General features: G+C 61.3%; 12 protein-coding genes. 6 read left to right on the forward strand and 6 right to left on the reverse strand.

Annotated features, from left to right (window positions below; all coding sequences use genetic code 11):
• Nucleotides 1-6 precede the first annotated feature (6 nt).
• Nucleotides 7-1,326, forward strand: a complete 1,320-nt coding sequence (locus RQ479_RS31800; RefSeq protein ID WP_376703631.1) for an ABC transporter substrate-binding protein — start codon at nt 7-9, stop codon at nt 1,324-1,326.
• A 176-nt stretch (nt 1,327-1,502) separates the two neighbouring features.
• Here the strand turns inward: RQ479_RS31800 and minE are convergent, their stop codons facing one another.
• The 3 genes from minE to minC are packed head-to-tail and all read right to left on the reverse strand — an operon-like array spanning nt 1,503 to nt 3,326.
• The gene (minE, locus tag RQ479_RS31805) at nt 1,503-1,775 is read right to left on the reverse strand and encodes a cell division topological specificity factor MinE (RefSeq protein ID WP_023677151.1); all 273 of its coding nucleotides are present in this window, start codon (nt 1,773-1,775) and stop codon (nt 1,503-1,505) included.
• Nucleotides 1,772-2,587, reverse strand: coding sequence for a septum site-determining protein MinD (gene minD / locus RQ479_RS31810; protein WP_254819515.1), 816 nt, complete (start codon nt 2,585-2,587; stop codon nt 1,772-1,774). Before minD ends, minE begins: the two co-directional genes overlap by 4 nt.
• A gap of 19 nt (nt 2,588-2,606) precedes the next feature.
• The gene (gene minC / locus RQ479_RS31815; RefSeq protein ID WP_376703632.1) at nt 2,607-3,326 is read right to left on the reverse strand and encodes a septum site-determining protein MinC; all 720 of its coding nucleotides are present in this window, start codon (nt 3,324-3,326) and stop codon (nt 2,607-2,609) included.
• A gap of 239 nt (nt 3,327-3,565) precedes the next feature.
• On the opposite strand from minC, the gene RQ479_RS31820 reads away from it, so the two are divergent.
• Nucleotides 3,566-4,426 (forward strand): alpha/beta hydrolase, encoded by an 861-nt coding sequence (locus tag RQ479_RS31820; RefSeq protein ID WP_376703633.1) that lies wholly within the window; start codon nt 3,566-3,568, stop codon nt 4,424-4,426.
• A 93-nt stretch (nt 4,427-4,519) separates the two neighbouring features.
• Here RQ479_RS31820 and RQ479_RS31825 read toward each other — a convergent pair whose 3' ends face one another.
• Both RQ479_RS31825 and RQ479_RS31830 read right to left on the reverse strand, forming a co-directional pair.
• Complete coding sequence (locus RQ479_RS31825; RefSeq protein ID WP_376703634.1) at nt 4,520-5,626, reverse strand: glycosyltransferase; 1,107 nt, start codon at nt 5,624-5,626, stop codon at nt 4,520-4,522.
• 10 nt (nt 5,627-5,636) lie between these two features.
• Nucleotides 5,637-7,187 (reverse strand): GumC family protein, encoded by a 1,551-nt coding sequence (locus tag RQ479_RS31830; protein WP_376703635.1) that lies wholly within the window; start codon nt 7,185-7,187, stop codon nt 5,637-5,639.
• Between the two features lie 171 nt (nt 7,188-7,358).
• On the opposite strand from RQ479_RS31830, the gene RQ479_RS31835 reads away from it, so the two are divergent.
• Nucleotides 7,359-8,660 (forward strand): VpsF family polysaccharide biosynthesis protein, encoded by a 1,302-nt coding sequence (locus RQ479_RS31835; RefSeq protein WP_376703636.1) that lies wholly within the window; start codon nt 7,359-7,361, stop codon nt 8,658-8,660.
• 29 nt (nt 8,661-8,689) lie between these two features.
• Here the strand turns inward: RQ479_RS31835 and RQ479_RS31840 are convergent, their stop codons facing one another.
• Entirely contained in the window at nt 8,690-10,132 is a 1,443-nt protein-coding gene (locus tag RQ479_RS31840; protein WP_376703637.1) for a hypothetical protein, read from the reverse strand.
• Between the two features lie 201 nt (nt 10,133-10,333).
• Between RQ479_RS31840 and wecB the strand changes: the two genes are divergently transcribed.
• The 3 genes from wecB to RQ479_RS31855 are packed head-to-tail and all read left to right on the forward strand — an operon-like array spanning nt 10,334 to nt 13,612.
• Complete coding sequence (gene wecB, locus RQ479_RS31845; protein WP_352467134.1) at nt 10,334-11,488, forward strand: non-hydrolyzing UDP-N-acetylglucosamine 2-epimerase; 1,155 nt, start codon at nt 10,334-10,336, stop codon at nt 11,486-11,488.
• Complete coding sequence (wecC, locus tag RQ479_RS31850; protein WP_292653783.1) at nt 11,481-12,812, forward strand: UDP-N-acetyl-D-mannosamine dehydrogenase; 1,332 nt, start codon at nt 11,481-11,483, stop codon at nt 12,810-12,812. Before wecB ends, wecC begins: the two co-directional genes overlap by 8 nt.
• Entirely contained in the window at nt 12,809-13,612 is an 804-nt protein-coding gene (locus RQ479_RS31855) for a WecB/TagA/CpsF family glycosyltransferase (protein ID WP_376703638.1), read from the forward strand. Before wecC ends, RQ479_RS31855 begins: the two co-directional genes overlap by 4 nt.
• Nucleotide 13,613 lies beyond the last annotated feature (1 nt).

Raw genomic sequence — 13,613 nt, forward strand, 5'->3', positions numbered from 1 at the left:
ACTGATATGAAACTGAAGAAAATACTGTTTGCCGCAGTCTCTGCGGGCGCAATGATGCTCGCAAGTCCAAGCTTCGCGGCCACGGAACTGAGCGTGCAGCGCTTTTTCGGCGCCTGCGATGCCGATTTCGGCACCAACACCGATCCCACCAAGGCCGTTGGCGAATGCGGCATCATCACCTCGCTGATCAACAAGTTCAACGCCGACAATCCCGATGTCCATGTCAACGTCACCACCGTGGAATGGCCCGGCTATGATCAGCTGACCGCGCAGTTCGCTTCAGGCGACGCTCCGGACATCGTCACGATCCATGAATCCGTACTGTCGGATTATCAGTCGAAGGGCCTGTTGATGCCGCTCGACGATCTCTTGAAGTCGGTCAGCGTGACACCCGACGCCTTCACCGACGCGGCGCGCAATGGCGCCACCAAAGACGGCAAGATCTACGGCCTGCCGATCGACAGCTGGACGATGCTCTATCACGTCAACCTGGATCTTTTCAAACAAGCCGGCCTCGTCAATGCCGACGGCACGCCGATTTTTCCAAAGTCGCCCGAGGAACTGCTCGCCCAGGCCGAACAGTTCAAGCAGAAGACGGGCAAGCCTTATTTCGTCCAGAACCTGGCCAATGAGACTGCACTCTACACACGCAACCTCTACACTTATCTTTTCCAGCAGGATTCCGATTTCTTTGCGGATCCGAAGCATGTGAAGTTGAATACGCCGGAAGCCAAGAAGGTCGTCGAGATGTACAAGGCGATCTTCGAGAAGGGCTACACCACCACGGATCTCGATTATGGCGGCTCGATCAACGCCTTCCTTGCCGGCGAGGGTGGCGTCCACCTTAACGGCACCTGGGTGGTCGGCGATTACAACGCCCAGTCCGAAACCAAGGGTACGGCGCTCAACAAGGGCGGCTATGCGGTCTATCCGTATCCGCAGCTGTTTGGCGGCACCCACGCGCAATATGCCGACGGCCACACCTGGGCCGTGTCGCAGAAAGACCGCACGCCTGAACAGATCGCGGCGATCGGCAAATTCCTGAAGTTCTTCGCCGACAACGACTTTGAGTGGTCGCGCACCGGTCACCTGCCGGCCTATAAGGCCGTCATCACCTCGGACGCCTTCAAGGCCCTGCCGCATCGCAACACGATCTCTGCGGTCGCCGACCTCGGCAAGCCGCTGCCGTCCGCCGTACAGCGTCAGTTTGCGATCCAGGACATCATCGGCGAAGAGATGAGTGCAGCAATCAGCGGCCAGAAGGACGTCGACACCGCCCTTGCCGACATGGAAAGTCGCGTCAACGAATTGCTCGCCAACATCTGACCACGGGTTTCGAAAGGCCCTCCCAAGGCGCCCCGCGGCTGGAAACGGCCGCGGGGTTTTGGTGAGGCAGTGGTTATTATCCTCGAGTGACTTGGCGGTGGCGACCGGTCAAACACGCCAACCACCATGCCGCAACCTCGGCAGCAGCCGACGCAAGCCCTGACTGAAGGATTCCGCTAGAACGCCGCGGCCATGGGCATTGCGACCTTGTTGGGGATCTGGATGTCGATCTCCAATCTCGAAGTCGTTTCGCCGTGATCCATGCTCACCTGCAGGAAATCCTGATCGACCTGAACATGCCGGGCGATCACCGCCATGATCTCCTCGCGCAGCACGGAGACGAGATCGGGCTGGTTGCGGCTGCGGCGCTCGTAAGCCAACAGCAGTTGCAAGCGCTCGCGCGCCACGGGCGCGCTGCCGCGGCGCTTGAAGATATCGAGCAGGTTCATGCTGCCCTCCTTCCCAACAGCCGGTCGAGGAGGCCCCTCCGCTCGAAAGGCAGAATGACCGGCAGGTCCTCGCCCTCGAGTCTTCTTGCCGCGTCGATATAGGCGCGTGCGGCGGGGTTGGTGTTTTCGCTGAGCGTAACCGGCGCGCCCACATTGGATGCGCGCAGCACGTCCTGGCTCTCGGGAATTATTCCCAGCAAGGGCGTCGACAGGATCTCGAGCACGTCATCGATGCTGAGCATCTCGCCGCGGGCGGCGCGCGCAGCATCGTAGCGCGTGACGAGCACGTGTTTGGCAATCGATTCACCTTGCTCGGCTTTCATCGTCCTGGAGTCGAGCAGGCCGATGATGCGATCGGAATCGCGGACCGAGCTCACTTCCGGATTGGTGACGATTACCGCCTCGTCGGCAAAGCGCATGGCAAGTTGCGCGCCCCGCTCTATGCCGGCGGGGCTGTCGCAGAAGACGTAGTCGAAAACCGAGCGCAGCTTGTCGATGACATCGGCGACGCCTTCCTCGGTGAGAGCGTCCTTGTCGCGCGTTTGCGAGGCCGGCAGCAAGAACAGCGTTTCGAGTCGCTTGTCACGGATCAGCGCCTGCGAGAGCTTGGCGGTTCCCTGAATGACGTTGACGATATCGAAAACAACGCGCCGCTCGGCGCCCATGATCAGATCGAGGTTGCGCAGGCCGACGTCGAAATCGACGAGGGCCACCCGCTTGCCGGTTTTCGCGACCGCGGCGCCGAGAGCGGCCGTCGAGGTCGTCTTGCCGACACCCCCTTTGCCGGATGTGACAACCACTACCTTGCCCATATTTGTGCCTCCAATGTTGTTAGTTGAGCGGTGCGACGCAAAGTGCGCCGTCCTCGAGAAAGGCCTGTACCGGCCTTCCTCGCGAGGAGGCGTCCATCTCCTCGGCGGTGCGGTACCAGCCGTCCACCGCCAGCAGTTCGGCTTCGTTTTTCCGGCAAAAGATGCGAGCCGCGGAATTTCCCGTGGCGCCGGCGAACGCACGTCCACGCAGCGTGCCGTAGACGTGAATCGATCCTCCGGCGATGATCTCGGATCCGGAACTGACGGAGCCGACAATGACCACATCGCCATCGGGATGAAAGATCGACTGGCCGGAGCGGATCGGTGCCTTGATCATCAATGAGTTCGGCGCCTGCGGCTCTTCCGTCTTGGCCTCAGCGGCGGCCTTCGGGTCCGGCTGCACGTAAAGCGCGTCAGCGGTGGCCTCCTTGGCGCCAACGAGGAGCGGCGGCAGATCGGCGTCGAGAGCAACGTTGCCATCGGCCTCGATCGCGTAGATGCGAATCCCGCGCTCCGCGAGCTGGGAGACCAGATCCCGCATCTCGCCCACCTCGGGCTTGAGCATAGTCAGATCGAGCACGACCGGACGGCCGGCAAAGAAGCCGGGAGAGTTTTCGGTCCAGTGATCGAGGCTTTGCAGCCATTCCCCTAAAGGGGCCTCAGGGGTGAGGGTGAAGGCTACAAACGAGCGCGCTCGAAAGCGTATGGACTTGTTTTGGATAGGAGCGACGCAGGTCACAGAGGCGAGTCCTTACTGATTGGTTAAGGCTAGCCCGGCATGGTTAACGAAAAGTTAATGGCGGCTTCCCGGGGCGTTGGGGGAGGCATTCTTTTTGCCTCCGATCGCCCCGCCGGCGCCTTGCTTCCGATGCACGACGAGGCTCTCCTCGTGGCTGCCTGGAGGCGTCTCCAGTTCACTAGGTCGGCCGACCGGTATACGATTGCCATGAACGCCGAGCCTACTAAGGAGTCGTCGACTTGACTACCATTGCCAAGAAGTCGGTCGCGGATCGCGGTCGTGCTACCTATGATCTTGGCGCGACGGCCATCTTTGCTTCCAAATCAGACCCGCGCTTTCACTATTGCCTGCATGTGCCTCCCGCGGTTGGGGAAGGGGCCAAAGTCGATCTGATGGTCGCCATCCATGGCACCGGCCGCACCTCTTTTCTTGGATTCCGCGACGCGTTTTCCGAGTTCGGACGCTGGAACGGCTGCGCCATTTTGTGTCCGCTGTTTCCAATCGGCGTTCTCGGGGATGATGCCCGCAGCGGGTACAAGTATATCCTCGAGGGCAACATACGCTACGATCAGGTGCTGCTCGCCATGGTTGAGGAGGTCAGCGCCAAATACAGTCAGGATTGGAGCCGCTTTGCCATGTTCGGATTTTCCGGCGGCGGGCATTTCACGCATCGTTTTGCTATCCTGCATCCCGACAGGCTCTGGGCGGCCTCAATCGGCGCGCCAGGCTCGGTGACCTTGCTCGATCCGACGCGTGACTGGTGGGTGGGCATTCGTGATCTGCCGGAGAAGTTCGGCATCACCTTCGATGCCACAGCGCTGGCAAAAGTGCCTTTCCAGATGATCGTCGGCGACGCCGACCTGGAGACTTGGGAAATCACTCATGTCCAAGGCAGCGCCCATTGGATGCCGGGCGCCAACGATGCGGGGCGAACACGGCCGGAACGCCTCATGGCATTGTGTCGATCGTTCGAGGCAGCGGGTGCGCGCGTGCGCTTCGATTTGCTGCCAGGCGTATCTCATGAACGGGACGCGGTTCTCGATTCGGTCAAGGATTTCCTCGCCCAACAACTCAAGGAACGACGGAACGCCTCACGATGAATCGTTGCGCCCCAGCCCGTGAAGAGATTACGGCAATCAAAGCCCGACCACGTCGATCGCATCCAACCGCGACCCTGCTGCCGTGCGCGACAACTAGAGCAAGGCTTCGTACTGATCGCCAATCTTGTCGACGGTGAAATCCGCCGCCCTGCTTTTCAGCACGGCAGCAGGGGTGGGGTGGTCCAGCATCTCGGCCATCGCCTCCGTCAGGGCTGCGGCGTCACCGACCGGCACCAAGGTGCCGAAACGGCCGTCACCGAGTATCTCGCGCGGGCCATGCGGAGCATCGGTGGAGATTACGGGGACACCAGCAGCCATGGCCTCGACCAAGACGTTGCCAAAGCCCTCGCTGGTGGATGTAAGGACGAACAGATCGGCTGCGGCATAACAGGCTGCGGGATCGTTGACGTAGCCGGCAAAGAGTACGTCCTGGCCAATGCCGATCTGCTCGGCATAGGCGTGCAATTCGCCAGTCATCGGACCTTCGCCGAAGACGACAAGCCGGGCAGGGCGGCCGGCGCGCAGGGCAGCGAAGGCCCGCAGCAAAGTCCGGTGATCCTTGACCGGCACGAGGCGCCCGGCGGTGGCGATGACCGGGCCATCGCCCATCGCCGCCAACGCTGCCTGCCAGGCATAGGAATTCCCCTGCGGTGCTTCAGCCGGCGGCAGCGGATTGTTGATGACGACGACCTTGGATTCGGGGAAGCCGCGGGCGGTGATGTCACGGCCGACACCCGCCGAAACGGCGATGGCTTTGGTTGCGCGCGCTGCAACCAGTGCGGAAAGCCAGATCGCCAGCCTTGCGCCGAAGCCGCTGGCAGGCAGCGAGGCGGCGGCGTGGAAGCTTGGAAAGAATTTTGCCCGGCTTCTGGCCAACATGAGTGACAGCGCCATCACCAGATTGGCGAATTCCGGGGCACTGTAGACCGCATCAGGATCAAGGCGGCGGAACAAATTTGCGCTTCGCACGATGCCTTTCAGCGTCGCCGACTTGGCGTAACCCTCGCCGCGCAAGAGAAGGCCGAAGTCGACCAGATGCACGGCAGCGGAACGCAGCGCGGCGTTAGGGCCTTCCGCGTTCCAGGTAAAAAGCGTGACCTCGTGGCCACGCGACGCCAGTTCATTTGCCATCAGGACGAAGACACGTTCGGCGCCGCCGCCCCTCAGGCTGGCGATGTGGAAAACGATGCGCTTCGCCATGCCCTGTGCTTCAGGCTCGGCTGGCGGCAAGGCCTGATCGGTTCGGCGGCCGGCGCATGTCGCGGATGATGCCCATGCCGATGGCCAGCAGCATGCCCAGGGCAAAGCCTGCGAACGCTCCTGCGCCTGCCACCAGGGCAGGGCGCGGTGGCCATGAGCGCCCTGGCGGCGGCACCGCGGTCGAAATCACCTGTACGTTTGTGGTGTCGATCTGCTCGCGCTCGCTGATTTGGCGCGCACGGGACAGGAAGCTCTCATAGACCGCTCTCTTGGAGGCGGCATCGCGTTCAAGCTCACGCAGGGCGACTTCGGACTCGCTGTCGGTGAAAACGTTGCTCTTCAGATCGTTCATCCTGGCGTTGAGAGAAGCCAACGAGGCCCTGGCCTTGTCCAGGCTGGACTTTGCCGTGCCGACGGTGCGGGAGAATTCGGCCCGGAGTTGCGAGTTGACGGTCTCGAGTTCTGTCCTGAGCCTGACAATCGTCGGGTGGCGCGGGCCGAAGGTCATCGACTGTGAGTCGATCTGCTGCCGCAGGCTGTTTGACCTGTCGCGCAGCGCCGCGAGCGCTTCCGAAACCGTGGGGTCGGGATTGGCTCCATTGATACCGGAGGCAACCAGGGCGTCGTAGCTTGCCTGCGCGGCGATCACGCGCGATTGCGCATCGACGATTTCGCCGTTGAGCTGCGTCAGCGTCTGCGAACTGACGAGCTGGCCATTGCTGGACGACAGGTTGTGGCTGCGCCTGTAGCTCTCGACCTTCTCTTCGGCAGTCTGCACGTCACTCTTGAGTTGGCCAAGCCGGCTGTCAAGGGCAGCCGCGGCACGGCTGGCACCGGCAGCTTCGGCCTTGGCCAGTTCTTCCTGGAAGTTTTTGACTATGGCCTGCGAGATCAGGATCGCCTTGGCGGTGGTTTCCGCAGATACCGAGAGGGTTGTGACAAACGAGGTCGGGTCCGCGATAGCGTCTACCCGGTCCGCCAGGTTCTTCAGAGCGATAAGCCTCGGGTCCGGCTTCGCCGCAGCGCCAGACGAGGATGTGCTCAGGTCCGGATCGAAAAATTCTGGATCGTGAGTCAGATTCAGTTCGTCCACCACACGGGAAAGCACGTTGCCCGAGGTCAGGATGCGCTGCTTGCTGCGCGTGCTGAGCAGCTGGCTATCGACCTGGCCCGGTTGCGAGTAGAGGTCGTTTTCCACAACCTGCAAATTGGATGGGTTGATGAGGACCTCGGTCGTGACGGTGTAACGCTGCTTGCTCAGCAATGCATAGGCGCCGCCAACAATGCCGCCGATTACCGCCAGCATGAACGCCAGGGCGAGGCCGGCCCGCAGCCATACGAACAGGCGTCGAAAATCGAGCTCGAGAAAATCGCCGATCTTGTCCAGGGTCACCGTCGCGACCGGCTCTGGAGGTTGCGGCGTCACCGGCGCGGAGCTTAGCGCCGCGAATGGGCCATGCTGCTGCAGCAATGCCCTGCGCCGTGCATTGGCGATACGCTCGAATGCACTGTTGTTGGAAGCCGTCGCGGAGATAGGGGGTGTGCCGGAACCGGCAGACATGGTGACAACCCTTGTTAAATCATTACGCTTGGCCTGCTCTACAGAAACATCGTTAACATCTTATTTTCCAAGTTGGCGCATTTTACTGTTCGTACACCCCGTCCGTCCGGCGGACGTTGAAGGGATTTCGTTGCCCAGAATGCCGTTCGAATATCGCCATTTGGATGGGCCATGAGCTATCCCGCTGCCGCTTCGGAACGGGTGTTGTCCAGCCGAGCGCGCCGTCAGAACGCGCTGTCGCTGCTGTTCTTCCTGTGCGCGGCGTTCGCGCTCCTGCTTCGCTTTACGGTGTCGCCGCAGGTGATGAACATGGTCGTCGACTATACGGCCCAGGGAGGCTCGTTCTACGAAAAGCTGCATTTCGGCACCTATGCGATCATCCTGCTGCTTCCTATCGTTCTTTTCAGCCGACCGTTTCTGCTGCACGGCGATGAAATTGGAATATTCAAGGCGTTGATCCGCTATTCGGTGCTGATGTTCGCGCTGGTGCCCTATCTGTTCGTTACCGGCCGTGCGGGCTCCTCCGGCTTCATCATCGATACCTATCTGGTAGCCGGCGCCATAGGTCTGTTGATGCTGGCATTGAATGCAGAGGTGCGGCGGGCGCTGGGAGACGTCGTGCTTGGAATGGCGATCCTGAGCGCTGTCATCGGCACCATCGAGGCGGTGACTCAACATCGGCTGTTGCCCTATGGGTTGAACGAACTGCAATTCAGGCCAACTGGCCTGTCGGCCCATCCGCTGGCACTGGGCGCGCTCTGCGCCACAAGCATTGGATTCGTGCCGCTGACGCACTGGCGCATATGGGCGCGGGTGATGGCGATCTTCCTGTTGTTCATCGGTTGCGCTGCATCGGGCGCTCGCGCCGCGCTGATGCTCGCAACCGCAGAAATCCTCATTCTGCTGCTGTTCGTGCCTTGGCCGGGCCTGTCGCTCAAATATGAGCGGCAGGCCAAATTTGTCGTACTGATGTTCACCGTCGCCGGTGGCGCGGTGCTCGTGGCTGTACTGTTTGCGGGCGGTCTGCTGAATCGGTTCAGCAACACCATCTTCGACGAAAACTTCATGGCCCGGGTGACCATTTACCAGGTGTTCGGACTGGTCAGCTGGAACGACATCCTGTTCGGCATGAACGTTGACGACCTGCTGGCGATCGTCAGGCAGAAGCTGCATCTGCCCTACATCGAAAGCGCGCCGGTGGTAATTATCTTGCTCTTCGGCCTGCCCATAGCCCTGCTGTTTACAGCGCTGATATTCTGGTTCGTCTTCCGGCTGCTGCGCGGGGCGCCGCTGCCGGCATGGATCGGCACTATAACGTTCTTGCTTGCCGCGCTGTCAAACAACGCGCTTTCGTCAAAAACGCCGGACATGACGATCATCGTGGTGTTGCTGCTTGCCTACAGGAACCAGCCCTACAGAAACCAGCCGGAGAGCACGTCTTCGGTCGCTGCATTCCAACCTGAAGCCGGCTGAGATCCGTTCAGCACGGGCCTCAAATCCGGTCAGCCGGCGCTGTCCACGACCTCGACATGGCCCGCGCGGTTGAGCGTGTGGATGCCCGCCCGAGCCCATGCCGTCCCGGGATCGATTGGCTGGGGCAGTTCGAAACGGACGTCGAAATCATCAAGCCGATCCAGTCGCATCAAGCCCAGGCCGCCGCCATAGGCTCTCGAGCCGTTTTGCACCGGCAACAGCAAAGCGTCGCCCTGGCGGATAAAGGCGCCGCCCGGCCGAGTGGCCGAGTGATCGACGGCGACCGGATTGAGCGCGTGCGCAGCCCAGGGCCCACGCAGCGCCGGAGCGGAATAGACGGCCATCGTGTCGGATGCGCTGCCGTGACCGAACCGCTCAGTCCCCAACAGCCAGAAGCGGCCGTCGGATTCGAGCAGCGTGGCGTCGTTGAAATCCCTGTCCGTCATCAGCACCGTATCGCGTACCCAGCGATCCGGAAACTGCACCGCACGGTAGAGCACCAGTTCTCGCGCCGTAGCGCTTTCAGGGATCATGAAAATCTCGCCGGAGTGAGCGAACACCTGCGGATATGACAGGTGATGCGCTTCCTCCAGCACCATTTTCGGCACGCCGAAAGTGCCGTCGGTGCCAAGTTCGGCGACAGAAATCACGCCGCGGCCGATGGCGTAGGGGAACTCCTCGACAAAAAGAAAGTGGCGGCCGTCGCGCTCGAGAACGAACGGATCGGCGTAGAATCGCTGCCCGTCATCGGCAAGCACGGTGAACGGCTTGCCATCCAGTTGTCCGGTTTCGGCGACGCCTGGACCGTCGATCAGCCGGTAAGCAACCTGCCAATAGAAGGGGCGCCGACCACGTCGCAGTTTTTGCACGGCGCGGTCAACCAATCCCCTGACGAAAAAGGGCAGATAGTGCCTGATAAACCCGCCTTTCTGCAGGGGCGGCGCCGGGCTCTCGGCAATCGGCGCAAGTTTGCCCGTGGAGAAGCGGGCGACACATTGGGCAATCAGGGAGATGGTGCCGGCGAGCAGGTCGTTGCTGGTTCGGGAGAGCCAGAGCCGATCACTGATCATCGGCCGCGCCCTGGCGACGGCAACGCCGTCGAGGCGCGCGGTGAGTTCAGGCAACCGCCTGCTCGCCAGCATCTCGGTCATGCCCGCGGCAAAGCTGCTGTGGCCGCAAAATTCGAGCGTCAGGACAGGCGTGCCCCGTCGTGCGGCGGTAGCGGTGAGATCGACTATAAGATCGACTGAGCTGGTATCGCCGGACGGCAACGGCCCGGAACGGCTTGCCAGTGAGGGGTCGAAGCGCCGGCCCTCGAGCGCCAGCACATTATCCATCCCGCGCGAGTTGGGTTCAGGCGTCGGCGCGCGGCTACTCGAAACCGCATGTCCAGCCGCACTCAACCGCGCCAGAAGCTCATTTTCCCAGCGCCGGGATGTGTTGGCGTGGCCGATGATTAAAATATTAGTCAATCCAATATATTCTTTTTCAAGATTATTACCATAGACTACTTGTCAGCCCAACCTTTCATAAGAGTTAATCCGGGAGAACGCGGCCTTGGTTGTTAATCATATATTAAGAATTGAGATCACGAAGGCGCTGTCCGGCGCTATTATGGCTCTTGCGGGCAATAGTCGGCATGTCCCGAGGGCTGCAGGCGACCAGGATCAGCGATGAACGTCCTTTCACGTCCAAAACTGCCGTCCAGGCAGAAACTGCTGATCGTGTTCGGCACGAGGCCGGAGGCACTCAAATGCTTTCCAGTGGCGCGTGCCGCCCTTGCTCATCCAGGCTTCATCACCGAAATATGCATTACCGCCCAGCATCGTGAAATGGTCGACCAGGTTGTCGAGCTGACCGGCCTGCCTGTGCATCACGATCTCAACATCATGCAACCCGGCCAGTCGCTGTTCGACGTGACCTCGCGGGTGCTCCTGGGCATGGCCGAGGTGCTGGACAAGGCGAAACCCGATATCGTCATGGTACAGGGCGACACCACCACGGCGATGGCCGCGGCTCTGGCTGCCTTCTACAAGCGTATCCCGGTCGCTCATGTCGAAGCAGGATTGCGCAGCCACAACATCAACTCGCCGTTTCCTGAAGAACTGAACCGCAAGATTGCCGGCAACATCGCCACCTGGCATTTTGCGCCGACCGTTCAGGCGCGCGACAATCTCATCGCCGAAGGAAAGGCCGAAAGCACCATCTTCGTGACCGGCAACACGGTGATCGACACGCTGTTGCATTTTTCAAGCGCGATCGATGCCGACAGGCTGATGAACGCGAAGCTCGCTGCCCGCTTCCCCTTCCTCGACCCTTCCAAGAAAATGATCCTCGTCACCGGCCATCGCCGCGAGAATTTCGATGGCGGCATCCAGCGCATCTGTACGGCGTTGACGGGATTGGCGGCGCGCGGAGACGTGCAGATCGTCTACCCTGTCCATCCAAACCCCAATGTGAGCTCGGTGGTCAACGCAGAGCTGGAAGGCGTGCCGAACATCCATCTGGTCGAGCCGCAGGATTATCTGCCGTTTCTGTACCTGCAGAAGCAGAGCTATCTGGTGCTTACCGATAGCGGCGGCGTGCAGGAAGAAGCGCCTTCGCTCGGCAAGCCGGTGCTGGTGATGCGCGAAAATACCGAGCGACCCGAGGGGATCGTGGCCGGCACCGCCCGTCTTGTCGGGACCGATGTCGAGAAAATCCTGTTCAACGCCAATCGCCTGCTCGACGATCAGGCTGCCTATCGCGGCATGGCGGAACGACACAACCCATATGGCGATGGCCGGGCCAGTAACCGGATTGTTGAGGAACTGCTGCATCATGGCTGAAATCAAAACCGTTTCCGTAATCGGTATGGGCTATATCGGCCTGCCGACCTGCGCCATTTTCGCCAGCCGCGGGCTCAACGTCATTGGCGTCGATGTCAACGGAGCGGTGGTCGAGAAGGTCAACCGCGGCGAAATCCACATCGTCGAGCCGGACCTTGACGGCCTGATCCAGAAGGTCGTGGCTAACGGCAAGCTCATGGCCTACAGCACGCCGCAGCCGGCGGACGCCTATATCATCGCCGTGCCGACCCCGATGACCCACGACCATAAGCCGGACGTGACCTACGTGCTCGCGGCGGCACGAAGCATCGCCCCAGTGCTGAAGCGGGGAGACCTTGTGGTGTTGGAATCGACATCGCCGGTCGGAACCACGCGTATCATGACCGGGCTGCTTGCCGAGTTGCGGCCTGATCTCAAATTTCCTGTCCAGCATGGCGAAGACGCCGATGTGCTGGTCGCCTATTCGCCCGAGCGCGTGCTGCCGGGAAAGGTGCTGACCGAGCTGATCAACAACGATCGCTCGATCGGCGGATTGTCCCGCAAGTCGTCGGAACGGACCGCGGCACTCTATTCGACCTTCGTCACCGGCGACCTGTTCATGACAACGGCCGAAAGTGCTGAGCTGGTGAAACTGACGGAGAACGCGTTCCGCGACGTCAACATCGCCTTTGCCAACGAGCTTGCCGCAGTGTGTCAGGACCTGTCGCTCAATGTATGGGAAGTGATCGATCTCGCCAATCGGCACCCTCGCGTGAACATCCTCCAGCCGAGCCCGGGCGTTGGCGGTCACTGCATTGCGGTCGATCCATATTTTATCATCGACGCCGCACCCAACAGCACGCGGCTGATGGCTTCGGCACGCCGGATCAATTCCGAGCGGCCGATGTCGGTGGTCAGGGATATCGAGGCCTTGCTCGACCCCTCCCGCAAACAGACGATCGCCTGTCTTGGCCTCAGCTTCAAAGCCAACATCGACGATTTGCGCGAGAGCCCGGCCGTCGAGGTGGTGAAACTCCTGTCCGATATCCCCAATGTGAAGATCATTGCGGCTGAACCCAACACAAATTCGCTGCCGCATGAACTCGAGGGCAGGGGCATCGTGTTCACCGACGCACTTTCGGCCATCGACAAATCCGACATCGTCGTCCTCCTTGTCGACCATCGACAATTCAATCTGGTCGACCCCGAAGCGCTCAAGGACAAGAAGCTCGTCGATACGAGGGGCCTGTGGACGTGGCGCAAGGCACGCAAGCCCGACGCCCGCATCGAAGGCAAGAAACCAGAGGTCGCACAAGTGACGCTTGCAAGGGAGCAGGCCGCATGAACGCGCACGCCCCAGCATGGGCGCAGCATTCCCTGTTGGCGTCACGGCGCCGGGAGTTCCTTGGCGCACCTATCCATGCGCTGACCATGGCAGAGACGCTGGCCATCGCCGACGAGGCGATGACCTTGCGGCGGCCGCTGCATCATGTGGTCGTGAACGTCGCCAAGCTGGTGACCATGCGCCAGAATGCCGAACTGCACGAGGACGTGGCAGGGGCGGACGTGGTCAACGTCGACGGCATCGGCGTGCTTTGGGGCGCACGTCTGTGCGGCGTCGCGCTGCCCGAGCGGGTGGCGGGCGTCGACATCATGATCAATCTGCTGAGCCTCTGCGCGAAGCGTGGGTTCAGGCCGTATCTGCTGGGGGCCGAACAGCACGTTCTCGACGCGGTTGCAGCGAGACTTGCCAAAGATCATCCGAGCCTCAGCATAGCGGGAATGCGCAACGGTTATTTCAAGCCGGAGGACGAGGCCGGGATCGTCGCGGCGATCAACGCCTCGGACGCCGACTGCCTGCTGGTGGCCATGCCGACACCGCGCAAGGAGCGCTTTCTCAAACGCTACCGCGATGAACTCGCCCCAAGCTTCGTGATGGGCGTGGGCGGCAGTTTCGACGTCTATGGCGGCAAGGTTGCCCGTGCACCGAAGCTGATACAAGCGACCGGCCTGGAGTGGCTGTTCCGTGTTGTGCAGGAGCCGCGACGCTTGTGGCGCCGCTACTACGACACCAACACTGCCTACGCCGGGCTGCTGTGCCGGGAGTTCTGGGAGCGTCGCTGGCGCCGAAACGCCGGTTTATAGG

It is taken from the genome of Mesorhizobium sp. ISC25 (assembly GCF_042295465.1).
In the GTDB taxonomy this organism is placed as follows: domain Bacteria; phylum Pseudomonadota; class Alphaproteobacteria; order Rhizobiales; family Rhizobiaceae; genus Mesorhizobium.